The organism is Streptomyces sp. E-08 (assembly GCF_049913095.1).
Lineage (GTDB): Bacteria > Actinomycetota > Actinomycetes > Streptomycetales > Streptomycetaceae > Streptomyces.
In genome coordinates, this window is the sequence record NZ_CP183971.1 from 2,774,730 (window position 1) to 2,799,657 (window position 24,928).

20 protein-coding genes are annotated in these 24,928 nt (G+C 68.7%); 9 read left to right on the forward strand and 11 right to left on the reverse strand.

Going from position 1 to position 24,928, the window contains the following annotated elements:
• Positions 1-2: 2 nt before the first annotated feature.
• The gene (locus tag ACN9MM_RS12690) at positions 3-233 is read left to right on the forward strand and encodes an acyl carrier protein (protein ID WP_426363728.1); all 231 of its coding nucleotides are present in this window, start codon (positions 3-5) and stop codon (positions 231-233) included.
• Positions 233-1,456, forward strand: coding sequence for a beta-ketoacyl-[acyl-carrier-protein] synthase family protein (locus ACN9MM_RS12695; RefSeq protein ID WP_426363729.1), 1,224 nt, complete (start codon positions 233-235; stop codon positions 1,454-1,456). Before ACN9MM_RS12690 ends, ACN9MM_RS12695 begins: the two co-directional genes overlap by 1 nt.
• Positions 1,457-1,459: 3 nt before the next feature.
• Here ACN9MM_RS12695 and ACN9MM_RS12700 read toward each other — a convergent pair whose 3' ends face one another.
• Positions 1,460-1,930: a MarR family winged helix-turn-helix transcriptional regulator gene (locus tag ACN9MM_RS12700; RefSeq protein ID WP_426363730.1), complete on the reverse strand. Its 471-nt coding sequence runs from the start codon at positions 1,928-1,930 to the stop codon at positions 1,460-1,462.
• Positions 1,931-2,045: 115 nt separating this feature from the next.
• Here ACN9MM_RS12700 and ACN9MM_RS12705 point away from each other — a divergent pair, with 115 nt between their 5' ends.
• Positions 2,046-2,462, forward strand: coding sequence for an organic hydroperoxide resistance protein (locus ACN9MM_RS12705; RefSeq protein WP_426363731.1), 417 nt, complete (start codon positions 2,046-2,048; stop codon positions 2,460-2,462).
• A 269-nt stretch (positions 2,463-2,731) separates the two neighbouring features.
• The gene (locus ACN9MM_RS12710; protein WP_426363732.1) at positions 2,732-4,789 is read left to right on the forward strand and encodes a phosphocholine-specific phospholipase C; all 2,058 of its coding nucleotides are present in this window, start codon (positions 2,732-2,734) and stop codon (positions 4,787-4,789) included.
• 53 nt (positions 4,790-4,842) lie between these two features.
• Here ACN9MM_RS12710 and ACN9MM_RS12715 read toward each other — a convergent pair whose 3' ends face one another.
• Positions 4,843-5,322, reverse strand: coding sequence for a hypothetical protein (locus tag ACN9MM_RS12715; RefSeq protein WP_426363733.1), 480 nt, complete (start codon positions 5,320-5,322; stop codon positions 4,843-4,845).
• Positions 5,323-5,419: 97 nt separating this feature from the next.
• Positions 5,420-14,092, reverse strand: coding sequence for a DNRLRE domain-containing protein (locus tag ACN9MM_RS12720; protein WP_426363734.1), 8,673 nt, complete (start codon positions 14,090-14,092; stop codon positions 5,420-5,422).
• 298 nt (positions 14,093-14,390) lie between these two features.
• Between ACN9MM_RS12720 and ACN9MM_RS12725 the strand changes: the two genes are divergently transcribed.
• From ACN9MM_RS12725 to ACN9MM_RS12740, 4 genes are all read left to right on the forward strand, one after another.
• On the forward strand, positions 14,391-14,870 hold the full coding sequence (locus ACN9MM_RS12725) for a hypothetical protein (protein ID WP_426363735.1): 480 nt from the start codon (positions 14,391-14,393) through the stop codon (positions 14,868-14,870).
• 195 nt (positions 14,871-15,065) lie between these two features.
• Complete coding sequence (locus ACN9MM_RS12730) at positions 15,066-15,455, forward strand: hypothetical protein (protein WP_426363736.1); 390 nt, start codon at positions 15,066-15,068, stop codon at positions 15,453-15,455.
• Positions 15,456-15,675: 220 nt separating this feature from the next.
• Positions 15,676-17,907, forward strand: coding sequence for a glycoside hydrolase domain-containing protein (locus ACN9MM_RS12735; RefSeq protein ID WP_426363737.1), 2,232 nt, complete (start codon positions 15,676-15,678; stop codon positions 17,905-17,907).
• 48 nt (positions 17,908-17,955) lie between these two features.
• Positions 17,956-18,696 (forward strand): hypothetical protein, encoded by a 741-nt coding sequence (locus tag ACN9MM_RS12740; protein ID WP_426363738.1) that lies wholly within the window; start codon positions 17,956-17,958, stop codon positions 18,694-18,696.
• Positions 18,697-19,638: 942 nt separating this feature from the next.
• Here ACN9MM_RS12740 and ACN9MM_RS12745 read toward each other — a convergent pair.
• Positions 19,639-20,598: a DUF1206 domain-containing protein gene (locus ACN9MM_RS12745; RefSeq protein ID WP_361624075.1), complete on the reverse strand. Its 960-nt coding sequence runs from the start codon at positions 20,596-20,598 to the stop codon at positions 19,639-19,641.
• 366 nt (positions 20,599-20,964) lie between these two features.
• Between ACN9MM_RS12745 and trhA the strand changes: the two genes are divergently transcribed.
• A complete protein-coding gene (trhA, locus tag ACN9MM_RS12750; RefSeq protein WP_426363739.1) occupies positions 20,965-21,759 on the forward strand; it encodes a PAQR family membrane homeostasis protein TrhA in 795 nt (264 codons plus the stop codon).
• 102 nt (positions 21,760-21,861) lie between these two features.
• On the opposite strand, the gene ACN9MM_RS12755 is transcribed toward trhA, so the two are convergent.
• The 7 genes from ACN9MM_RS12755 to ACN9MM_RS12785 all read right to left on the reverse strand — a co-directional run bounded on the left by ACN9MM_RS12755 (position 21,862) and on the right by ACN9MM_RS12785 (position 24,872).
• Positions 21,862-22,038, reverse strand: coding sequence for a hypothetical protein (locus ACN9MM_RS12755; protein WP_361163415.1), 177 nt, complete (start codon positions 22,036-22,038; stop codon positions 21,862-21,864).
• 76 nt (positions 22,039-22,114) lie between these two features.
• Positions 22,115-22,270 (reverse strand): DUF6131 family protein, encoded by a 156-nt coding sequence (locus ACN9MM_RS12760; protein ID WP_093878551.1) that lies wholly within the window; start codon positions 22,268-22,270, stop codon positions 22,115-22,117.
• 193 nt (positions 22,271-22,463) lie between these two features.
• Positions 22,464-23,060 (reverse strand): alkaline shock response membrane anchor protein AmaP, encoded by a 597-nt coding sequence (gene amaP, locus ACN9MM_RS12765; RefSeq protein ID WP_361163413.1) that lies wholly within the window; start codon positions 23,058-23,060, stop codon positions 22,464-22,466.
• Positions 23,061-23,071: 11 nt separating this feature from the next.
• The gene (locus tag ACN9MM_RS12770) at positions 23,072-23,746 is read right to left on the reverse strand and encodes a DUF6286 domain-containing protein (RefSeq protein WP_361163411.1); all 675 of its coding nucleotides are present in this window, start codon (positions 23,744-23,746) and stop codon (positions 23,072-23,074) included.
• Positions 23,743-24,186, reverse strand: coding sequence for an Asp23/Gls24 family envelope stress response protein (locus ACN9MM_RS12775; protein ID WP_426363740.1), 444 nt, complete (start codon positions 24,184-24,186; stop codon positions 23,743-23,745). The genes ACN9MM_RS12770 and ACN9MM_RS12775 overlap by 4 nt, the downstream gene beginning before the upstream one ends.
• Positions 24,183-24,410: a hypothetical protein gene (locus ACN9MM_RS12780; protein WP_361163409.1), complete on the reverse strand. Its 228-nt coding sequence runs from the start codon at positions 24,408-24,410 to the stop codon at positions 24,183-24,185. The genes ACN9MM_RS12775 and ACN9MM_RS12780 overlap by 4 nt, the downstream gene beginning before the upstream one ends.
• A 36-nt stretch (positions 24,411-24,446) precedes the next feature.
• Complete coding sequence (locus ACN9MM_RS12785; RefSeq protein WP_361163407.1) at positions 24,447-24,872, reverse strand: Asp23/Gls24 family envelope stress response protein; 426 nt, start codon at positions 24,870-24,872, stop codon at positions 24,447-24,449.
• Positions 24,873-24,928: the final 56 nt, after the last annotated feature.

Below are 24,928 nucleotides of genomic sequence, written 5' to 3' on the forward strand. Positions count from 1 at the left end.
CCATGACCTTCGACGATCTGAAGACCGTGCTCGTCTCGCTCGGTCTCGACCCGGCGGACATCACCCCGGAGTCCACCCGCGAGGAGGCCGGGCTCGACAGCCTCCTGCTGACCGAGCTGGCGCTCGTCCTGCGCAGGGAGCGGGGTGTCCCGGTCCCCGAGGAGGAGCTGTACGCGGCCCCCACGGTCACCGCGATCGAGGAGCTCGTCTCCCGGTACGCGGAGGTGGCCTGATGCCCGGCGGCCGGCCCGGCCCCGGGGCGGCCGTCACCGGTGTCGGCCTCTTCACCCCGGCCGGGGCCGACGCGGCGACGACCTGGGAGACCGTCCGTACCGGGAAGGCCACCGCCGTCCTGGAGGAGCGGGACGGACTGCGGTACCTCGTCTGCCGGGCGCCGGAGCCGCCCGGGGACCTCGGCCGGGCGGTGACGGCGCGGCGGCCCGACCGCAGCGCGCTCCTCGGTCTCGTCGCGGCACGGGAGGCGCTCGCCGACGCCGGCCTCGACCCCGCGGGCTGGGACGGGGCGCGGGTCGGCGTGGTCGTCGGGATCGGGGCGGGCGGCGTCCTCACGTTCGAGGCGCAGCGCGAGGTGCTGCGGGCGGACGGCCCCGGGGACATGTCCGCGTTCGCGGTGCCGGGCGCGCTGCCGAACGGGGTCGCGGGGCAGCTGGCCGTCGAGTTCGGCGTCCGGGGCCCGTCGGCGGCGGTGACCACGGCGTGCGCGGCGGGGGCCACGGCGATCGGCACCGCACTGGACCTGCTGACCCTGGGGCGCTGCGACATCGTGCTCGCGGGCGGGGCGGAGGCCTCGCTGAGCCCGTTCTACCTCGCGGGCTTCGACCGGCTGCGCGCGCTGTCCCGCCGGTTCGACGACCCGGCTGGCGGGCTGCGGCCGTTCGACCGGGACCGGGAGGGCTTCGTGATGGCGGAGGGCGCCGGGTTCCTGGTCCTGGAGCGCCCGGCGGACGCCGCCGCGCGCGGGGCCGGGGTCCGGGCGGTGATCCGCGGCTACGGGGCGACCTCGGACGCCCACCACGTGGTGGCGCCCCGGCCCGACGGCTCGGGCCTGACCGCGGCGGTCCGGGGCGCGCTCGCCGAGGCGGGCGCGGTGCCGGGCGACGTCGACCTGGTGAACGCGCACGGGACGGGTACGCCGCGGGGTGACGCCGTGGAGGCGGCGGTGCTCGCGGCGCTGCTGCCGCACCGGCCGCCGGTGACGTCGACGAAGGGCGTGACCGGGCACCTGCTGGGGGCGGCGGGGGCGGTGGAGGCGGCGCTGACGGTGCTGTCCCTGGCGCAGGACACCGTGCCGCCGACGGCGAACTTCGCGGAGCCGGGCGAGGGCATCGACCTGGACGTCCCCACGACGGCCCGGGGGGCCCGGCTGGGTCTCGCGGTCTCCACGTCGGTGGGCTTCGGCGGGCACAACGCGGCCCTGGTGATCACCGCGCGGTGATCGTCAGAGCCCCGTCGCGCAGGAGGCGAGGTCGTTCGGGTCGACGGCGTCGAGCCGGGAGGCCAGCGCGTCGAGGCGCTCCCGCAGGTCGCCGATCTCGTCGAGGCCGAGGCCGGTCGCGGCGGCGATCCGGCGGGGCACGCCGAGGGCCTTCCCGCGCAGGGCGGCGCCCTCGTCGGTGAGGCGGACGGTGACGGACCGCTCGTCCTCGGGGCTGCGGCGCCGCTCGACGTGGCCGGCCGCCTCCAGGCGCTTGAGCAGCGGCGACAGGGTGCCGGAGTCGAGCCGCAGCCGCTCGCCGATGCCCTTCACGGGCAGCTCGCCGTGCTCCCAGAGCACGAGCATGACGAGGTACTGGGGGTAGGTGAGCCCGAGCTCCCTGAGTGCCTCGCGGTAGACGCCGTTGAAGGCGCGCGTGGCGGCGTGCAGGGAGAAGCAGATCTGGTTGTCGAGCCGGAGGTAGTCCTCGTCCATGGGGTCCAGGGTACGGGAGACGCGCATCACACACGATTGAGTTGTGCACAACTGAATCGCGCACTAACAATATGAGGGCAGCACGACACGGACCCTCCGAGGAACGGAAGACCCCATGGACGCGATCTACACCGCCGTCGCCACCGCCAACGGCCGCGAGGGCCGCGCCGTCAGCTCCGACGGCCACATCGACCTCCCCCTCGCCCACCCGCAGGCGCTCGGCGGCAACGGCCAGGGCACCAACCCGGAGCAGCTCTTCGCCGCCGGGTACGCGGCCTGCTTCGCCAGCGCCATGGGTGTCGTCGCCCGCCAGGAGAAGATCGACATCTCCGAGGCCTCCGTCACCGCCGAGGTCTCCATCGGCAAGGACGCGACGGACGGCGGCTTCGGCCTCGCGGTCGTGATGCGCGCCGAGTTCCCCGACCACCTCCAGGGCGAGGCCGGCCTCGCCCTCCTGGAGAAGACGCACGCCTTCTGCCCGTACTCGAAGGCCACCCGCGGGAACATCGCGGTCGAGCTCGTCGTCGAGTAGTCCTCCGAGCGGCTCTCCGCGCAGTTCGGCGCGTGGCCTTCTGTTGGTTCCCGTACACCCCTGGTGGTCATCGACCCACCAGGGGCGTTCGGTTGTGAGTTTTCACGTTCGGGCACGGGGGATTCGTCTGCCGTACGACGGGCAGTCATGGGACGGCCGCCGGGCGGTGGTTCGCGGGCGCTCTCCTGTGGGGCGCCCGTCGACCCGTCCGCACGGTCGCCGCACCCGCACCCCCACGCACGCACTCACACCCGGAGGGCAACTCCCCCATGGCCGACCTCAACCGCCGCCGGTTCCTTCAGCTGACCGGCGGCGCCGCCGCGTTCACGATGCTCTCGGACAGCATCGCCCGCGCCGCCGCGATACCGGCGCAGGGATCCACCGGCACGATCCAGGACATCGAGCACATCGTCGTCCTGATGCAGGAGAACCGTTCCTTCGACCACTACTTCGGGGCGATGAAGGGCGTACGCGGCTTCGGCGACCCGCGCCCCGTCACCCTCCCCAGCGGCAAGTCCGTCTGGAACCAGGAGGACAACTCGGGGAACGTCACGCTGCCCTTCCGCCCGACCAGCGACAAGCTGGGCATGGAGCACCTCCAGGGCCTGAACCACGACTGGCAGGGCGGCCAGAGCGCCTTCAACAAGGCCAAGTACAACAACTGGATCCCGGCCAAGACCAAGGCCACGATGGCCCACCTCACCCGTGAGGACATCCCGTTCCACTACGCGCTCGCCGACGCCTTCACCATCTGCGACGCCTACCACTGCTCGTTCATCGGCGCGACCGACCCCAACCGCTACTACATGTGGACCGGTCACGTCGGCAACGACGGCACGGGCGGCGGCCCCGTCCTGAACAACGCCGAGGCGGGCTACGGCTGGACGACCTACCCCGAGCGCCTGGAGTCGGCGGGCGTCTCCTGGAAGATCTACCAGGACATCGGCGACGGCCTGAACGCGGCCGGCTCGTGGGGCTGGATCGACGACGCCTTCCGCGGCAACTACGGCGACAACTCCCTGCTCTACTTCAACAACTACCGCAACGCCCAGCCGGGCAACCCGCTCCACGACAAGGCCCGCACCGGCACGAACGCCAAGGCCGGCGAGGGCTTCTTCGACATCCTGCGCGCCGACGTGCAGGGCGGCCGGCTGCCCCAGGTCGCCTGGATCGCCGCCCCGGAGGCCTTCTCGGAGCACGCCAACTGGCCCTCGAACTACGGCGCCTGGTACATCGCGCAGGTCCTGGACGCGCTGACCTCGAACCCGGACGTGTGGGCCCGTACCGCCCTGTTCATCACGTACGACGAGAACGACGGCTTCTTCGACCACGTCGTGCCGCCGTACGCCCCGGGCTCGGCGGCACAGGGCCTGTCCACCGCCCCGACCGCCCTGGACTACTTCGGCGGCAAGACCGGCTACGTGGCCGGCCCCTACGGTCTCGGCCCGCGCGTCCCGATGATCGTCGTCTCGCCCTGGTCGACCGGCGGCTACACCTGTTCGGAGACCTTCGACCACACCTCGGTGATCCGCTTCATGGAGAGCCGCTTCGGCGTCCGCGAGCCGCAGATCTCGCCCTGGCGCCGGGCCATCTGCGGCGACCTGACCTCGGCCTTCGACTTCACGCGGACGAACACGCAGCCCGCCCCGCTGCCGCCGACGGCCGGCTACTACCCGCCGGACAAGAACCGCCACCCCGACTTCCCCGCCACCGCCCCGGCCGTCGGGACGATGCCCCGCCAGGAGCCGGGTGCCAAGCCCACCCGCCCGCTGAAGTACGCCCCGTACGTGGACGGCTCCGCCGACACCACGGCCGGCACCTACCGCCTCACCTTCAGCGGCGGCCCGGCGGCGGGCGCCCAGTTCTACGTGACGTCGGCCAACCGCACCGACGTGCCGTGGACGTACACGGCGGAGGCGAACAAGTCGATCGCCGACACCTGGAACACGAAGTACTCCAAGGGCGTGACCGACCTCACGGTCCACGGCCCCAACGGCTTCCTGCGCCGCTTCCGCTCCCCCGGCAAGACGGCCGTCCCCGAGGTGACCGCCCGCCACAACGCCGGCACGGGCCGCCTCGACCTCACGTTCACCAACGCGGGCACCACCGCCACCGTGACCGTCACCAACGCCTACGGCGGCTCGCCCACGACCCTCTCGGTCGCGCGGGGCGCCACCGTCACCCACACCGTCACCCCGCCCGCCGGCCACCGCTGGTACGACGTGACGATCACGACCCCGTCGAGCGCGGACTACCTCCGCCGCCTCGCCGGCCACATCGAGACGGGCACCCCGGACGTCTCGGACCCGGGCATCCTGACCTACTAGGAAGACGACGAAGGGGCGGACGGGTCCGATGACCCGTCCGCCCCTTCGGCACGCTATCCGCCGAATTCCGGGTCGGCGGAAGTGCGCCTGTAATGGCACGGATAGGAATAGGGATCCCCCCCGTCCGCCTCGACGCTCCCGTTCATCTGCAGCTTTCCCTGCACCAACGTGAACGAAAGAGTCTGGTGGTCGTTCCGGTGGTCGAAACGAAGCACCAGATAGGGCGGCAGCCCGGGGTCGTCATTGACCGCATGCCATTTTCCGTCGGCCGAACGGCGCGTCACCTTCGCGTCCGGCACGGGGCCGTCCCACGCGACCGGAACGTCCTTTCCGGTAAAGGTGTAGTCGTCACGCAGCCGGATGACCGGCGAGCCGCATTTCGACTCCCCGTCCCACCGGCCGACCAGTTCGGAATGCTGTACGGCCTTCGGGATCACAGGGGCGGGCTTTCCCGGCCCGCAGGCGGTCGAGGAGATCACCGTCAAAGCGGCGGTCGCAAGGACTGCGCCCATGCGAGATACGTCGAGCTTCATGCCGTCTGCTTCCAGTCGTTCTGGCGGCGGGGCCGCCCACCAGGGATCCCCTGGTGGGCGGCCCCGCCGTTTTCGTCAGATTTCCGTCAGTCCTCCGTCAGAAGAGGCTGGAGACCCAACTCGTGATGCTGTCCAGCAGGCCGCCGCCGGACGAGTCCGACGACCCGGACGATCCCGATGGCGCCGACGGAGACTGGGGGTCGTCGAGGTCGACCGTCTCCGTCCACGTGATGTCCTGCGATTTCGTGCTGAAACGCCCCGAATCGTAATACGAGTTCAGGGGCTTGGCGATGTTCTCGCTCCACCAGTCACTGTACCCGCCGAGCTCCGGGGCGATATGGGTCCCCGAGTTCATGGTGCTGTCGTTGCTCACATGGAACTGAATGGTCGCGGTCCCCGCCTCCTTGTCGACGGACTTGACCGTGTAGTCCATGTTGTAGGAACCCAGGAACGCCGCGGACATGTTCGACGTGAAGTCCATGAAGACGGTCTTGGAGTTCAGCGAGTGATTCAGTCCGTTGTTGTACGTGACGCCCGTGTCCTTGTCCGTCCACTGCTTGACGTCGGCACCCAGGTTGTAGTTTCCGCCGTTGACGTTGCTGGCCGCGATCTCCCGCACCCGCTGGACGTGGTAGTGGTCCATGAGCGACTGCGTGAAGGCGTCGTTCCCGCCGAAGTCCCGGTGCTTGGGGCCGGTGCCCGAGACCCATTCGAATCCCAGGTCCACGCCATTGGGATTGCCGGGGGTCCCGAAGCAGCCGGGGCAGTGCTCCCGGAGGAGCGGCTCCGCGGCGATCACGGGGCTGGCGAGCGTGTCGGCGACGGTCTCGACGGTGCCGACCCAGGCAGAGGCGAAGTTGTCGTCCCAGGGGCAGAAGGCTCCCCCTTCGCACCAGTTGTGCCCGTCGATCTCGACGCTGCTGATCGGGTTGCCACCGGTGAAGGCGTAGCGGTTCCCCGTGAAGGGGTCCGATCCCAGCCGCATGTCGGCGAGGGCGCCGTTGTACATGTCCCGGCTGGTGAAGCGGTTCAGGCCGGGGCTGTAGTCGCGGAAGCCCATGTCGTAGGTACCGCTGGCGGCGTCCCAGCGCTTCGCGTTGAAGCGGTAGGGGTTGTACGCCTCCTTGTCGGGCTGGGCCGTGTCGGGCTTGTCGATGCCGGTGAACTCGGCGTCGTTGTTGGTGCCGTAGGCCGTGTAGCCGTAGGTGGACTTGGTGTCACCGCTGGTGTCGGTGAGGGTCTCGACGTCGGTGTGGCCGTTGTAGCCGTAGACGCCGAGCTCCTCGGAGCCGTCGGTGTTCTTCTTCAGCTGCGTCAGGCGCTCGCCCCACGGGCTGTACTGGTAGGACTTGGTGACCTCGCCGGCGACCGCCTCGTTGAGGACCTCGCTGGAGGTTCCGAGGTAGTTGAAGTCGGTGGTCTTGCCGGCCTCCGTCTTGGACGCCGTGCGGTCCAGGGGGTCGAAGACGTAGGTGGTGGTCTTCGTCGTGACCCCGTCGGTCTGCAGCTTGGCGTTCTTCACGACGTGGTCGAAGCCGTCGTAGTCCCGGTCCTCGACGACCTTGCCGGCCGCGACGACCGTGTCCAGCCGGCCGTACGGGTCGTAGTTGTAGTTGTTGGTGGCCGCGCCGACGCTGGAGCTGAGGAGCCGGTTGCGGTCGTAGGTGTAGTCGGTCGTGACGTTCTTGATCGTCTGGGTGACGACGTTGGCGTTGTTGTCGTGGACGTAGGTCTCGGTGCCCGCGCCGGTTCCCGTCTTCACGGACCGGGCGAGCCGGTTGACCGGGTCGTAGGTGTAGTCCGTGGTGGAGGTCAGATACGCGCCGTGGTTGTCGGCGTTCATCTTGGACGCGACGTCCTGCGCCTGGTTGCCGTCGGCGTCGTAGGCGTAGGTGTGCGAGGAGACCAGCGTGCCGTTGGGCTTCTTCTCGGTCTGGGCCTTCAGCGCCGCGTTGAGGTAGTAGGTGTAGTCGACCGTGTTGCCGTTGGCCTTGGTCTCCTTCAGCCGCATGCCGCGGTCGGTGTAGGTGTAGTCGGTGATCTTCGGCGAGGCGTCCGAGGCGGACTTGCCGACCTTCACCGTCTTGACCAGCTCACGCAGGTCGTAGAGGTACTGCGCGTACTGGTCGGGGTGGGTCGTCGTCGCCTTCTGGCCGTTGGCGTCGTAGGTGAACGACGTGGCCTTCTTCTCGACGCCGGCCAGGGACTCGCTGACCTTCTGGACCTGGTTGAGGCCGGTGTAGGTCATCGCGTACGTGTCGATCTTGGCACCCGAGGAGGCGTCCGTGATCGAGGTGAGGTTGCCGTTGAGGTCGTACGCGTAGGTGAAGTTCTTCTTCTCGTTGTCCGTCTCGGTGACGGTACGGACGATCTTCACCGCGTCGGCGACGACCTTGCCGGAGGCGTCGGTCCCCAGGGTGATCCTGGACGCGTTCCCCTGCTTGAAGGCGAACGAGCCCAGCGAGACCCAGGTGCCGCCGCCGGTGGTCTGGTTGACCGTCTTGGCGGTGGTGCCGGCGTCGTGGGTGACGGTGTACTTCGCCGCCGTGGAGGCGCCCGAGGTCGTCGGGTACTTCGCGTAGGCGGTGTAGGTGCCGTCCTGCGGGACGTTCAGGGTCCAGGTGAACGTGTCCGTCGACGTCCCCGCCGCGTGGGTGCGGTGGTCGTAGCCCTGCTGGCCGGTGGCCGAGGCCGTGGCCCAGGTGCCGGTCGCCGCGACGGTCTGGCTGTCGGAGTCGTCGGCCACCACCACGTGGGCACCGACCGGCACGCCGTCGTCGGAGCGGGCCTGGAGGCTGCCGTCGGGGTAGTACGCCCAGCCCTGGGTCCGCGAGCTGGAGCCGCCGGCGGAGGCGAGGGTGCGCGAGATCTGCTGACCGGTCTGGTTGTAGCCGTAGGAGGTGACGATGTCCCACGGGTCGGTGGACGCCTTCGTCCAGCCGTTGTCGAAGTAGGTGTAGTCGGTGTCGTTGCGGACCGTCTGACCCGCCGACGGCGGCGCGGAGACGCGCGAGGCGCGGCCGACCGCGTCGTAGGTCGTCTGGGTGTAGACGTTGGGGTCGTTGTAGCGCGCGTCCGCCGGGTCGTAGGGCTGGTACTGCTTGACCGGGCGGTTGAGCCTGTCGTACTCGGTGCGGCTGGTGAAGTCGTCCACGGCCGCGGTGGCGGTGCCGCGCGGACTGATCACCTTGGTGGCGTTGCCCATCTGGTCGTACTCGAACTTCGTGACGCGCAGGGTGCCGGCCGCGTACGGGACGCGCTGCTCGATCTTCTTGCCGCGCTGGTCGTAGACGACCTCGCTGGTGTTGCCCTCCTTGTCGGTGCTCCTGACCATCAGCGAGTCCTTGTCGTACTCGCTCGTGGTGAACTTGCCCGCCGCGTCGGTGACCTTGGTGACGCGGTGGTTGAGGTCGAAGGAGGTCTTGCTGGTGTAGTCCGTGGTGTCGGCGGTGGCGTTCTTCTTCGGGTCGATGACCGTGACCGGGTTGCCGACGTTGTCGTACGCGTAGGAGACCTTGTCGCCCTGGGCGTTCACCACCGACATGAGCTGGTAGATCTCGTTGTAGTTGTTGGTGGTGACGTAGTCGTCGGGCACGGAGGTCGTCGCCACGCCCTTGGGCTCGGTCGTGGTCCTGAGGTTGCCGACCTTGTCGTAGGTGTAGCGCGTCGTGCGACCGCTCAGGTTGTTGTCCGGGCCGGTCGACTCGGTCACCTGGTCCGCGGAGTCGTAGACCGCGGTGGACACCACGCCGTCCGCGGCGGTGCTGGTGGTGACGTTGTCGTTGGCGTCGTACACCGGGGCCGGAGTGGTGATGAACACTCCCTGCGCCTGGTCCTTGGGCAGCTTGTTGACCAGCGGACGCTTGAAGGCGTCGTAGGTCTGGGTGGTGGTGGTGCCCAGGGCGTCGGTCACCGAGGTGACCTGACCGCGCTCGTCGTAGACGAACGAGGTGGCGTGGCTCTCCGCGTCGGTGATCGTCCGGGGGTAGCCCATGACGTCGAAGTCGGAGTTGACGGTGGCGTTGCCGTTGGCGTCGGTGGCCTTGGCCAGCTGTCCGTAGGCGTCGTAGTCGTACGTCGTGGTGTAGTCGCCGGGCACCGAGGTGGTGGCGACGCCCTTCGGGTCGGCGACCGTCTTCAGGTTGCCGAAGCCGTCATAGCCGAACTGCCACGTGCGGCCCTCGGGAGAGGTCTTGGTGGACAGGTCGGCCGAGAAGCCGTCCGCACGGGTCTGGTACGTGTAGACCGTGGCCGCGGTGCCGTTCTTGTTGGCCTCCGCGTCCTTCATCGTCAGCGGGTTGCCGGTCTTCTGGTCGTACGTCCAGGTGGTCTGGGCGCCGTTCGCCTCCTTCATGAGGATGACGTTGTTGTCCGCGTCCCAGGACATGTCCACGGTCTCGGACTTGGCGTTGGTGGCCTTCACCTGGCGGCCGAAGTCGTCCAGGACGTAGTCCGAGGAGTGCGACTCGGAGTCCGTGACCTTGGTGTCGGTGAACTTCGGGTTCGTCGCGTCCGCCTGGTAGGCGAACGTCGTGTCGTTGTTCAGCCGGTCCGTGATGGTCTTGGTCCACCAGTGGTACTTCGGGTCGTCACCGGTCTTGGGCGCGTAGTAGCCCAGCTTGGTGGCGTTGCCCCGGGGGTCGGTGGCCGCCACCAGCTTGACGTTCTTGTTGCCCTGCGTGGCGTCGTAGGTGAACGCGAACACCTTCGGCTGCGAGGAGCCCACACCGTCGGTGAACCGGCCGAGCAGACCCTTGTCGGTGTACCAGAAGTTGATCTTGCGACCGGAGATGTCGGTGACCGACTTGATGTGGTCGTAGATCTTGGAGTTGGTCAGGTTCGAACCCGTGGCGATGGTGCCCGTGTCCGTGACGTACTCGTAGGAGTTGTCGCCCTTCTTGAAGTAGTCCACCGTCAGCGTCTGCCGCGACGCGGGGTCGGTGATGTACCTCAGGAACTTGGTGGGCTTGTTGTTGGACTTCCGCTCCTCGTAGGTGAACAGCATGGTGTTGCCGTTCTTGTCCACGGTGGAGGTCAGGTAGCCGTCGCAGCCGAACAGGAAGCGGGTCCCGTCCGGACGGAGCATCGTCCAGGCGTCCGGGATCGGGTCCTTCAGCGGGGTGCAGTCCAGACCGGGCTTCGCCGTCAGCTTGTAGTGCACACCGGCCGGCGCCTTCCACGAGCTCGTGGCCGAGTCCCAGCGGAACACGTGGGTCGTGCCGTCACCGTCGGGAAGACGGATCTCGGTCGGGTTCGGCTTGGGCTGGAACTCCAGCGGCGCGCCCAGGCGGATCGGCCCCGACGCCTGCATGGACCAGCCGTAGCCGGAGACCGTGTCGGAGGTGTCCAGGCTGTTGTAGGCCAGCCGGAAGAACGTGTTCAGGCCCCGGCCGGGGTTGTTGAACGCGTTGTACGACCACACCACGTTGCCGGAGGACATGTTGTTCATCATGCTGGCGCCGGCGCCGGTGTTCTTGCCGGTGTAGCCGTAGAACTTCTCCAGGCCGAGGGTGTTCGAGGTGGGGTCCTCCACCGCGATGTTCTGGCTCAGGCCGGGGATGCCGGAGGTGCCCGAGGTCCAGGTGCCGGTCGTCTTGTTGTAGACGTCCCAGGTCAGCACGTAGTCGGTGCGCTTGTTGCCGTTGTCCGAGTTGATCGGCGTCTTCACCTGCGCCTGCAGGCTGACCGAGCCGCCCGGGGCGACGTTCGTCGGCAGCGCCGTCTGGACCTGGTTGCCGCCGGTGGTGACGTCCGAACCGTCGGGCAGCGCCCACTTGTAGGTCAGGACGTTGTCCGCCGACGTCCAGGAGGAGGCGGTGGTGTTCGTCAGGGTGAAGTCGACCGTGTAGTCACTGTTCGGCGTCATGCGCGCCGGGGTCTGCGGCGCGTAGTACGTCGACTCCGTCGTGGAGTCGACATAGGTGACCACGATCCTGGGCGCGAGCCGCGGTTCGGTGCCCTCGGACGACAGGAACAGGGTGCGCTCCTGCGAGGCGGCCTCGTCGGCCATCTTCAGGACGACGCCCTTCTGGGAGGCCGGGGTGCTCACCCAGGACTGTGCCAGCGAGGTGACGTTCCAGTCGTGACGGGCCGGGTCGTTCGTCATCGCGCCGGTGTCGGCGACGGAGGCGCCGAAGTCACCGCCGGCCGTCGTCCAGTTCGTGGCCGCGTCGGCCTTGACCCAGGTCGCCGTGGCCTCGTCGAAGTCACGGTTCAGCGGGCGGAGTTCGTAGAGCGCGCCGGTGGTGTCCTGGGCGGTCTGCGTGGACCACAGGCGCACGTTGGCGTCCAGGACCCGGGCGGTGGCGGGGATGCCGAGGGCCGGGAACTTCAGCAGGGCGCGGGTGTCGCCGTAGGTGGCGGAGTTGTTGCCGACGCTCAGCCAGTTCTTCGCGCCGCTGTCGTCGATCGTGTCGTGCGGAAGCGTCGTCTGGGCCGAGGACAGGGTGGTGTCCTGGGTCGCGGTGAACACCTTCGTCGTGCGGCCGGCCTTGGGCAGGCGGACGAGCTGGGTGGGGGCGGCGACGACCTGCCCGTCCTTCGTCTTGACCGCGACCATGTAGTAGTACGCCCGGCCGAACGGGTCGGCGTCGTCCGCCTTCGTCGGCGTCGCCGAGGTGTCCGTGTACGACGTCGTACCCGGCGCGACCGGCGCGACGAGCGTGGCGGCCGAAGGCGTGAAGGTCTGGCTGACGGAGCGGTGGACCTGGTACTCGACGAGGTCGTCGCCGGTGGCGACCGGGTCCTTGTCCTGGTACGCGGACCAGGACAGCTCCGCGCCGGTGTCGTGGATGGTCGTCGGGGCGGCGAGGTCGACGCCCTGACGGCCGAACGTCAGCACCAGACGCGGGTAGTTGGCGGTCTCGCCGCCGTACCCGAACTCGCTGCCCTCGTAACGGGGTCCGCCCTTGGGGCCGTTGGCGGACTCGTCACCGGCCTTGATCACGAAACCGTTGTTGACGTTCGTGCCGTCGATCCACGACTGCACCGTCTTGGTGACGGGGAAGGAGTGCCAGGTGTTCAGCTCACCGGGCTGCTTGGTGACCACACCGCCCCTGGTGAACCGCACCGCGTCCGCGATCACCGAAGTCGTCGCCGACGCGGGCCCGTCACCCAGGACGATCTTCCCGAGCGTGCCCGCCTTGAACGGATGCGAGCCCAGCGTCTTCCACACACCGGCCGTACCGGCCTGCTGGTCGACGAGGTACTGCTTCGTCCCACCGTCGTAGGTGACGGTGAACGGCGCGTTCGTCGCACGATCCGAGGCCGGAACGTTATGCGTCTCGACCTGGTAGACGCCGTCCTCGGGAAGACTCGGCTGCCAGGTGTACGAGTCACCCGCGACCGCATCCTTGTTGTACATGTACGTCTGGTTCACCGCGTACTGCGTATACGCCGTGTTCCCCGACGCCGGCCACGCACCCACCGCCGCCGTACGACCCGCCTCGGCGTTGTCCACCACGACCGCCGTGCCCGACAGCTCACCGGTGATGGCGCTCGCATTGCTCCAGGTCGCCCCGGACTCCGTCCACGCCTGCGTCGCGCGGTGCGCCTCCAGCTGCACCTCGGAGTCACCCGTGGTGTGCGTCTGGTCGAAGTACAGCTTCAGATCGGCCGAGTCCAGCTTCGTGCCCGCCGGAATACTGCCGACGGGGAACCGGATCAGCGCACGCGACGTACCGGTGGAGGTGTTGCCGACCGACAGACGCCAGTTGTCGTCGTAGTTCGTCGTCGCACCGTCCGACGAGATCATCACGTCCTGCGCCGTCGTCGGCGTCGGCGCGATCGACAGCGTCGGATCGATCGTCACCGGATACTGCCGCCCGGGCGCCGCCAGCCACGACGCGTCCGGCGTGACCGTGAGGTCCCAGCCCTTGCCCGCCCGCGTCAGCTTCTGGGTCACGTTCCCGCTGTACGCGGAACCGTACGCGGCCTTCGCGTCCTTCCTCGCGTCCGTCATGAACGCCGCCGGGATCACCAGGACCGGATCGGCGCCCTCACCGAAGAAGGAGAGCGAGCCGTCCTTGTTCTGCTTCGGCGTCAGCCCGCCCGCATCCAGCGTGAACGTGAACGACACCGGACCGGACGGCTTCGCGTCCAGGACGATGTTCTCCTTCACCCGCCCCGGACCGACCACGTACGAAAGATCCGCACCCGACACCGCGTCCTTGTACGTGACCGTGTCACCCTCGGCGACCGGCGTGAGCTTCCCCGCACCCTTCAGACCCAGGGTCACCGTGTGCCCGGCAGCCTGGAAACGCAGCAGCCGCTCCGCGTCCGCGCCGAACCAACTGGACGCCGCGTTCGTCGTGTTGGAGAACGCGAAGCCCTCGGCGCCGGACGGGACGACCGTCGGGTCGATGTCCTTCCAGGACCTGCCCGCCCGGTACCCGGTCGGCACCGCCGACACCTCGGCCTGCACCCGCCCGTCCGACAACTGCCAGTAGCGGGCGTTCGCCGTCCGCTTCCCCGTCAGCTCCGCGACACGCTTCGCCTTCGCCGCCGCCTTGCCCCTCGGCAGCTTCTCCCGGCTCGGCACCACCGAAGCCCCACCGGTCGACGGCGCCTCGGACGCGTGGGGCGCGTCCTGGTCCTCGTCCCCCGAGAACCAGCCGGCGATCGTGTCGGAGACGCTCTTGTCGTCACCCGCCGCCGACGGCTGCGGAGTCGCGTAGGCGACCTGCGGCCACAGTGTGCCCGCTACCGTCGCCACGACAACACAGGAGAGGTATCTCCTGTACGGAACTTTCACCTCAATACCTTTCGGCATCGTCACACCCGCATCGCTGCACGCGAAATGGGCATGCCGAACGAGCTGATGCGGAGATCTCCGCCCAGCTTGGAGCAATGCGGAGTGATCGTGGAAAGTAAGAACCACGAGCTCACAGGCATTGCAGCGGGCTTTCTAGCCACTCCTGCGAGGCCCGGTCAACCCCCGAGACATAAAGGACAAATAAATGACCGGGGGGATGCGGTTCGCCCGATTCCTCCGGTCGCTCGCAATCGACCGGCGGCGTGGTGTATAAACGCCCGGTTCATCTGCTCACCGACCGAAAGCCGGCTCTCTCATGTCGTCCCATGAACCCGCGGAAAGCGCAGCGCCGGAGGAGACCGAGCACGAGGGCACGGGCCGCTCCCCGGGTCGGCGGGGGTGGCTGATCGCCGGCGTCGCCCTGCTGGCCTGCGCCGGACTCGTCGGACTCGTCGGCCACGGCCTGCTCGGTACCGACGAGCAGCCCCAGCGGGGCGCCGCACCGAGCGCCGAGGTGACGTACGACGTCACGGGGACGGGGACCGCGGAGATCTCCTACCTCGCCCGCGGCGAGGCCGGTACGGCCACGGTCGAGAAAAGCGTCACGCTCCCCTGGACCGCATCGGTACGGATGCCCCTCGACAAGACCCCGGCCGTCACCATCGTCCTCGACGAAAAGGGCGGACAGGCGTCCTGCACGCTCACCGTCCGAGACAAGCACGTCCAGCGCGCCACCGCCATCGGCGCATTCGGCCGTGCCGCGTGCACGGGAGAGACCCGGACCCGGCAGGACTGATTCCCGCGCGCCGGATTCCGGCGACGATCCGCCTGATAGCGGATAACGACGAACGGCGCCGATTCGGCCGGAATTCCGTTCCCGTCGGTTTCGGCACCGACCTCGTCACCGGCAAACCGCCACATAGCGAAGTCGTCGACGCACGGGCCGCCGCACCTTGACCCGCGGCACGGAGGAGGACGTACGGTTCGCCCCATGCCGTCCAACAGTTCCGCTCCCGTTCACAGCGCCCCGTCCGGCAGCCCTCCCAGCACCTCCACCTCCACCTCCACCGGACGGATCATCGCCGGGTTGTCCCTGTGGTGGCTGGCATCGCCCGTCGCCTTCGTCCTTTCCGCGGTGGTCGGCCTCGGCTCGCGCGATCGCGATCCGTTCTGGGAGATCGTCTCCGTCGTGCTGCTGTGGTCGGGGATCGGCGGCGTGGTGGTCGCCCCCGCCGCCGGGCTCCTGATCGCCTTCCGCTCGCGGCGGCGACCGGCCCGTCGGCGCTTCGCGATCATGAGTGTGGTGTCCCTCGTCGTGTGCGCCCTCGCGTTGCTCTTCTGGGAGTTCGCCATGGAGTGCGCACCCGGCCAGGCCTGCTGACAGACTCTGCCGCCGACCGGCCTTTTCGGGCCAACTTCCCCGCCAATCACCCTCTGATCCGCCATGTGTGCACTCCGGCACTTAAGTTGATCAAACGCGGTGCTGTCCTGGTCAGAGGGCCGGAGCACGGCGCCAACCAATGCCGGGGGGGCATTGTGGTCGTGGAGGTCGCATCGCCATGCCGTGACATGCCTCTGCCGCGATCGACAGGAGTTGCCGCATGGCCGACGAGATGGTGCTCAGAGCTCAGAAATTCATCAACGTCACCTACGCTGGAATGCTGGGCATCGAGCCCCTCGCCGAGAACGGGATCACCAGCTGGAAGGTGATGTTCGCGCTGACCCGAGCCCTCCAGTACGAACTCGGCATCACGGCCCTCTCGGACACGTTCGGCCCCACGACCCTGAACACCCTCCAGTCGAAGTACCCGGCCCTCAACGCCGGCACGGTGCCGTCGGCGAACTTCGCGCGGATCATCCAGTCCGGCCTGTACTGCAAGGGCTACGACGGGGGCGACATCGACGGGAAGTACAACTCCCGCGTGTCCGCGTCCATCACCAGCCTGAAGCGGGACATGGGAGTGGAATCCGCCTTCCCCGGCGACTCCTTGGTCCCCAAGGTCTTCAAGGGCCTGCTCAACATGGACGCCTACGTCACCGTCAACGGCGGCTCGGAATCCATCCGGGCCGTGCAGCGATGGCTGAACGGGTCGTACCTGAACCGCCGGGACTTCAACATCATTCCGGCAGACGGCCACCACTCGCGGGACGTGGCCAAGTCCATGCTGTTCGCCGTGCAGTACGAGCTGGGCATGGCCGACGGTACGGCGAACGGCGTCTTCGGACCCGGCACGCAGAGCGGGCTGAGGAGCCACCCCGTCGCCACGGGCGACTCCGGCACGTGGGTGCGGCTGTTCTCGGCGGGCATGATCCTCAACCAGCGGCCCGTGGACTTCACCTCCACCTTCACCAGTGGCCTCTCCTCCGCCGTCAGCGCCTTCCAGTCGTTCGCGATGCTTCCGGTCACCGGCACGGGCAACTTCTCGACCTGGGCTTCCCTGCTGGTCTCGTACGGCGATCAGTCCCGTAACGGCGAGGCCTGCGACGGCATCACGCTGATCACCCCGGCGCGGGCGGCCACGCTGAAGGCGAACGGCATCAAGTACGTGGGGCGCTACCTCACGAACCCCGTCCCGCCGGAGAACGACCAGGACCCCCTGCGTCACAAGGCGATCCAGCCCGGCGAACTGAAGACCATCGCCGACAACGGGCTGCGCTGCTTCCCGATCTATCAGACGTTCGGCCGCGACGCCTCCAACTTCAGCTACCCCCAGGGCCGTGCCGCCGGCCAGTCCGCCATCAACGCGGCACTGGACCACGGTTTCAAGACGGGGACGCGGATCTTCTTCGCCGTCGACTTCGACGCCCTCGACGCGGACGTCAGCAGCAACGTCCTGCCGCACTTCAAGGGCATCGCGGACGCGATCGCCGACGACGGCAACCGCTTCGGCATCGGCGTCTACGGACCGCGGAACGTCTGTACGCGCGTCGGCGAGGCCGGTCACGCCACGGCCTCGTTCGTCTCCGACATGTCGTCCGGGTTCTCCGGCAACTTCGGATATCCGCTGCCCGCGAACTGGGCCTACGACCAGATCGTCACCCGCACCATCGGCAGCGGCGACGGTGCGATCAACCTCGACGTCAACATCGCCTCGGGGCGCGACACCGGACAGGGCTCGTTCAACGCGCCCCGTACTCCCCTGCCGGACACCAACCTCTCCTCCAGCGTCATCTCGGCGATGCGCACGGACGTCGGCAAGTACATGGAGTCGATCGGCTTCCCCAACGACGGCGGCCTCAGGTCCCACACCCACGAGGAGTGCTTCCGGAGGGTCGTCCTCGAATGGGACACCGTCACCACCTACCTCGCCTACAAGTACAAGATGCGCAAGGCCCTCATCCAGACGACCGCCTACTGGGAGATGCGGCACATCGACCCGATCGACCTGACCGTCGACGAGGTGGTCCGTGACACGTTCCTGACGACCGGCTACTTCAAGGACAGCTCCACCGGCATAGCCCAGCAGTTCGGCCTGACGGCCGCTCTGGCGTGGAACTACGCCATCCGGAACGGCTACGAGACGGGTGAGATCCGCGACGTCACCAACGCCGAGGCCAAGTACAACATCTGGAACAAGTGCCGCTTCGACGAGCAGTTCGCCATGTCCACCGTCCCCCTGATCCACCTCTGGAACGCGGGCGGTGCTCCGGGCAGCGCGATTCCGGAGAAGGCCCTGCGCCCCATCAGCCTGGACTACACGGAGAGCGAGATCTACCAGATCCTGCGCCGTTACCAGGGCGCCGAGGGCACCGAGGCGACCGATCACGCCCGGCAGCGGACGGCCCTTTACCAGATCATGGAGAAGTACAACTCCATCTCCCGGAACGTCTGACGTGGCCGTGCGCCCCACCCTTGTGAAGCGATTCGAGGAGACAAAGAAGTGACCGTGGACATCAATCGCCGTGCCGTCCTGCGACGCGCCGCCTTCTTGGCGGTCGGCGTCGCCGCATCGCAGGCACTGTCCCTTCCCGCCTTCGCCGCGGGCAGCACCCCGGATCCGGACAAGATCCGTGACGAGATCCGCAAGGCGCAGAAGCGCAACAAGCGCGTGCTGACGGGTACTCCCTCCAAGAACGGCTGGGAGATGGAGTGGACCGCGGACGACCACGGTCACATCTACACCAGGCCGGTGCCCGGCACCCCGCTCGACGGGGTCCAGATGCGCATGGCCGACGTGGAGACCGTCCTGGTCCACGTGATCACCCGCTTCCACTACGAGATCGACGCCCTGCGCGCGGGAGAGGTCGTCGGCTGGCGCGCGCCCGGTTCGGTGCGCAAGGGTCTGGCGGAGTCCAACCTGGCATCCGGCACGGCCGTCCAGATCCGGCCCGGCTCCTATCCCTCCGGGGCCCGCGGCGGCTTCTTCCCCCTGGAAGAGGTGGTGATCCGGGACATCCTCGCCGACTGCGAGGGCGTGGTGCGCTGGGGTGGTGACGACGCCAAGCCGGACGAGTCACTGTTCTCCATCGACGTGCCGCCCGGCGACGAGCGCCTCACCAGGACCGCGGCGAAGATCCGTGGCTGGAACCACACTCCCGGCCAGGGCTCGGGCGTCCTCCTGGACCCTCTCCAGCCCCAACGCCGCGCATCGGCCAAGCGGCTCGCCACCCGGCAGTCCTGACCTCGGCCGCGGCTCCCTGACCGGGAGCGCCTCGGCGGCCGGCAGGGCCCCTCGTCGTCGGCGTGGTGAGTCCACTCATCACGCGGACACGACGAGGGGCCCTGCCCGTTCCGTACCGAGCGGGCACCGAGCAGCCTTCGACGAGGGCGCGGACATTCGGGGCGATGTGCGGCGTGTCACACGCGGGAGCCGTGGGATCTCCGTGGGAGGATCGTCGCGACTTCGCATCTCCACGACCCACCGGAGCCGCAGGTCCAGAGGGTTCGATCCCGGCGAGGCAGGTCGACGCCGCCCGTCTCGCCACACCGGTGCGACGCGATACCTGCGGAAACACCTCCTCAGGGGCGCTTCCGCAGGTCAGAACGTTTTTCTTCGGTGGGGCGGGTGGGACTCGAACCCACGGCCGACGGATTATGAGTCCTTTGGGGATCTTGGCGGCCCTTGCCCTTTTGATGATCAGGAATGACGTTTTGCCTGGTCAGGCGGGGTGACATGACCTCCTCCTCTCCGGCCCTTGTCAGTCCTTTCCTGTCCTTGTGTCCAATCGCTGTCCAATCCCCGTCCCATCCGTGGCCATTCGCCGTGCCGCCTGGGCTTCGAGCCTGCTCACCAGGCCGCTACGGACTCTCGCCCGACGGATTCCCTTTACAACGCGCAGAGGCTCCGCCCCCGTACTCGGGGCGGAGCCTCACGGCCGTGTCGTCGGCCCAACGTCTGCCCTCAGGCTATAGGGAGACAACCCCGTCACCAAGAGGAAACCCCCGCCCAAGCGATGCCGGCACGCGTTCGGCGCCACGGTGTCCATCGAAGCTGGCCCACCGCTCTGTACCGGCACGTATCGAGTGATGGCGCAGCCGGACTCCAGGGCGAGAAGCGGCCGAAAAGGCCCGCCCTATCAACCCGGTGCGAACGGTGGGCGATCGGCCTTTCCTGCGGAGGTGCTCAGCCGTGACGCTGTTCCTGATCCTCGTCATTGCCGCGATCGTGCTGGGCATCTTCGGCGCGGTCGCCGAAGGACTGTTCTGCCTGCTGATCATCGACCTCGTCGCTCCCCTTGCTAGGCCGCACCGGGGCGTGCCCCGGGCCTGTAGCCCCGGTCGGCTGTTCCTCCGGCGTCCTGTGCTCGGCGGCCTTGCGCCAGCGGGCTTCGCAGAACGAGTACAGGCCGAACAACAGGAGGCCCACAGCGGCGGCGATCAGCAGGGCGGGCCCTGCGGGGGTTGCGGCGAACGAGCGCAAGGTCTCGTCCAGGCCCTTGGCCTCGCTGGGGTCGTACCGCACGGCGGCCAGCAGGACGGACAGGCCGGCCCCGGCCGCGACCACTCCGCACGCCGCACCGCCGACGATGCCCAGGAACGCGACGACCCGCCGCGTCGCCGGGCGCATCTCGTCCATGCGGAGATTCTTCTCGAACTTCCGCATCAGGCTGCGCACCAGTATCACCACGCCCACGACGATCAGCACGGCTCCGAACACGCCGACGATCCCCCGACCGCCCGGCCAGTCCAGCACCCTGGCGGTGTACTCCTTCGACGTCTCGTCACTCGGACGGCTCCCGGAGGAACCGCCGACCAGCGCCGTCTGCACCACGCCGACACAGATCACGGCGTAGAACGCCGCCATCCCCAAAGAACCCAGACGACGAGACCACTTCTCCCCGCCCTCCACCGTCTGCCCGAACGCCGCCTCGCACAGCCGCCACAGCGCCATCGCCGCCAGCCCCACCACCAGCGCCCACAGCAGAGCCCGGCCGAACGGCTGCTCGCCGAGGGTCCCCACCGCGCCGGAGCGGTCGGCCTCCTGGCCGGTGTCGCTGCCGAGGCCGATTCGCACGGCCAGAATCCCCACCAGCACGTAGATCACGCCCCGGGCGCAGAGCCCGACCCTGGACGCGACCTCCACCGCACGACTGTCAGCCACACGCCGTCCCCGCGACTTGGGGTGAGCCGGAATACCCTGACTGCGCTCCATTTCTGGCACCTCCATGTGCCGGACCCCCTGAACAGCGCACCCTCCGTCGGGGCGGGCGCCGCAGGTCAGGGTCGGAGTCACCACCCACGTTCGGACCGTCCCGCACCCAGGGGCCTGGATCACTCCAGGGGACCGGAGTCCGTCTACAAGTCTCCACGAAACCAACCTGCGGGGCGACGGCTGCGTAGCCGGCTTCGCTCTCCTCCGAACCGTCGGGATCGTAGGGTGACGGAACCGGATAGGCGATGAAGGGGACCTCTGGGGCTCCCGTCGCGGTCAGGTTCCTAGCATGTGCACATGGTTGCCCGTGACACCCAGCAGTCCGACCCGGGAGGGGAAGCAGTGTCCCGAGAGGACGCCGCATCCCGCAGTGACGGCCTTCCCTCGGAACCACCGCGTGACGAGGCAGCCGATGGCTCCCGTCCGGTGGCCGATCTGGTCGAGCGGGCAGCCGATCTGGTAATCCCCATCAAGCCGAAACTACGTGGCTGGCTTCACGCCGGCATGGTCCCCGCGTCGCTGGCGGCGGGCATCGTCCTCATCTGCCTGGCTGGGACGCCACAGGCCGTGCGGGCCTGCACCGTGTACTCCGTGACGGCGTGGCTGCTGTTCGGGACGAGTGCCGTCTACCACCTCGGCACCTGGGGACCGCTCGGTGAGGCCGTTCTGCGCCGCCTCGACCACGCCAACATCTTCCTGATCATCGCCGGAACGTGCACCCCGCTCGCCGTGCTCCTGCTCTCCCGCGACCAGTGGACCTTCCTGTTGTGGATCGTGTGGACGGGCGCTGTGGTCGGCATCGCCTTCCGTGTCCTGTGGGTCGGAGCTCCCCGCTGGCTGTACACCCCCTGCTACCTGGCTCTGGGGTGGGCGCCTGTGCGCTACCTGCCCGACTTCCTGCACAGCGGCGGGGCGGCCGTGGTCTGTCTGATCGTGACCGGCGGGCTTCTCTACAGCGCGGGCGCGGTCGTCTACGCCCTCCAGCGCCCCGACCCCTCACCCCGCTGGTTCGGCTTCCACGAGGTCTTCCACGCGCTGACAGTGGCAGCCTTCACCGCCCACTACATCGCCATCCTTCTCGCCGCTCACTGAGCGGACGCGGGCCGTCTCACCCGCTCGTCGGCCCTCGGGAGGACCGCAACGCGAGGGCCGGCGGTCCACTCCCACGGAACGTGGTGGGCCGGGCCCCCACCGTCAGAACGCGGTGGGCCTACGTCGGCGCGAGCGCAGTATCGAGCGCACCAGCAGGTACATCACGGCGGCGACGAGAACCAGCACTCCGATGGAGACCAGGTACAGCATTCCGTCCACGACGGCGCCGATGACGATCAGTGTGATGGCGCTGCTGAGCAGAATCAGGAAGAGGACCATGGCGCTACGCCTCCCTGGGGCGGGACGGCCTGTGAAGACTCGACCAGGGGGCTGCGTCGGCTCGGGGCCGAGCCGCCTACCAGTAATGACGGCGTCCGCCGACCGCGTGACCGACCGCCCCGAGGATCCACAGGATGACTCCGATGACGACCAGGATTATTCCGATCGTCCACAAGATGGAAATTCCGGCCACGAACCCGATGACGAGCAGGATGATCCCGAGAATGATCATGGTGACCTCCGGCCTCGCACGTACCTCGATTCCAGCGTAGGCGCAACCCGCCGAGGCGGCCTGTCAGGCTGTCACTCCCTGCCGCTTCCAGCGGGCATGAACAGAAGCTGTCTGATCGGCAAGCCGATCAGCTGCGATGTGGCGACCGGGAGCCGGCGGGTGGGATTCCGTGCCTGGATACGGCGCAGCACTCTCAGTCGACCCGATGGGCGCGGTGACGGACTTCCCGGAGGCTGACCTCCGACGGGAGACGGTCGAGGCCCGTCGAGTCCCGTGCACGTGTGAGCGTGTCCCGATCGAGTCGGTCCAGGATCCGTTCCGGTTCCGCGTGAGGCTCCAGCCACAGCCGCACTTGCGCGACCGGGGCGGTACGCCGACCCCTCAGACGCACCCGTGCCCGCGCGACTCCGTCCAAGGCTTGCGCCTCCTTCTCCATCACGTCCTCCAGGGCGCGGCCGTTGAGCCGGGCCGCCGTGCCGTCCTGGCTGTCGACGAGGACATGGTGCAGCCGGTCCTTGCGCAGGAGCACCCAGAGCCACCACAGCAGCAGCACCAGCGCCACGGCGAGCACCGCGATGACGGTCGGCCACCACCAGCCCTCCGCCCGCCATCGAAGGCGACCCTCGTCGCCCAGGACGACATCGGCCGGGCCGCGGAAGGGCCACCAGCCCGGCACGTCGAAACCCCATCGGCGCTGCAGGTCCAGACCGCCCAGTAGCACGGCGCCGCCCAGGGCGAACAGTCCGAGGCCGAGCAGTCCCAGCAGCGCCCGGTTCACTGTCTTGATCATCGGGATCAGCGTCAGCCTTTCTTCGGGCGTCGGACGTGGACGGTCAGCGTGGGTCGCCGGGCGAGGCCCAGGGTCGCCACGGCTTCGCCCAGCGCGGCATCAAGGTCGGCGCGGACCTCGTCGAGATCGCGGAAATGCGCCCGCGCCCGGGCTTTGATCTTCCGGCGCCCGACATCGACCCGAGCGGACTCGACACCGGACACCCGTACGGCCCGGTCACGCAGGATCAGGGCGACCGCCCGGCGGTCGAGACCGGCGCGGACCTCGCCCGTTCCTCGGGTGCCGGTGGGCTGCCGCATGGGAAGCAGTCTGCGCAGTCCCGGTGTCACCGCCAGCACGACGAGACACAGGCCGAGGGCCATCGACACCGCGGCCCCGACGATCATCCAGACGTCGTCCAGCGGCCTTGTGGCCAGCTCGTCCGCGAGCCGGCGTCGCCAGCCCATTCCGGGCCGGCCCGCCCGCACCGAGACCACGTCGTACAGGAGCAGCCCGACGGCCGCGAGGGACAGCAGGGCCACGATGACCGCAGGGGCCCTCCGCACGGACCAGAAACGACGGGGCGATCCGGCCTGTTCCCGCTCTGCCGGTGTCGCGTCGGTGTCCTGGTCCGATGCGGAGGAAGCCGTCTTCGCAGGCTCCGGGGGAAGGTCGCCGTCGCCGAGCCGCCCCGTGTGCGCGCTCATCTCACCCTCTCCCGTCCTGTCCGCCGCGAGTGAGCCGAATGCAGCCTCTCGACGGCCACCACGAGGTCGGAAACCTCCACACCGGCCCATGCCGTGACTCGGTCGGTCACCTCTCGGCGCACCGCCGCGCACTGCGCCCCGATGTCCGACGGATAGCCCAGCTCCACGGCGATGCTCAACCGCACCTGACCCAACATCGGTCGGCTCCCGGCAGGACCGCCTGCGTTCTCCGAGCCGCTCCTCTCGGGTGCCCCTCGCACCATCGCCGTCACGTGCGGCGTGCGGTGGCCAGGAGGCACGTGGCCGGTCGACCCGGAGAAACGACTCAGCGCCTCACGCGCCACCTGGGCGGCGATCTTCGCGACGACCCGGTCGGCGACGGAGGTCGCACCCCGCTCCCGGCGGGGCACGGCCGGGCGCCTTTCGGCTTCCCCGGTCACTGCCGCCAGTCTCTCCGTGCCCGGCGCTGGTCGTCACGAATACGTTCCTGATCGTCCCGGCGGCGTATGAAGTCTCCGAGTTCGAGATCGCCCTCCATCACACGCCCGACCACGAGTCCGACGACGCCCAGCACCAGCACCAGCAGGAAGGCCCAGAAGTCACCGAAGTACGCGGCGAAACCCAGCGCCATTCCGGCGGCCAAACCCACAACGGATCTGCTCATCACACGCTCCTTCACCTGGTAGCCGAGTCCGTCGGGCTACTGGAGCCGCTGCCGCTCCTGCCCCTCCTCCCCTTCGTCCTCCTCGTCGGGCAGCTTCACATCACTGACCATGATGTTGACTTCCACGACTTCCCGACCCGCCATCCGCTCCACCGCGGAGATCACGTTCTCCCGCACCGCCCCGGCCACGTCCGTGATCGAGACGCCGTAGTCGACGACGAGCTCCAGGTCGATGGCCGTCTGCACCTCTCCGACCTCGACGCTGACCCCGCGGGTGACGGACTTGCCACTACCGGCGCCAGGCATCCGCTCCCGCATGGATCCCATCGAGCGCGCGAACCCGCTGCCCAGGGCATGGACGCCGCGCACGTCCCGTGCCGCCATCCCGGCAATCTTCTCCACCACCACATCGGCGATGGATGTCCGGCCACGAGAACCGGGCGCGCCGGTGTGCTCAGTCATCAGGCACTCCTCCCTCGAGAAGTCAGCCATGCATCCCTTGTTCGAATTATATTCGT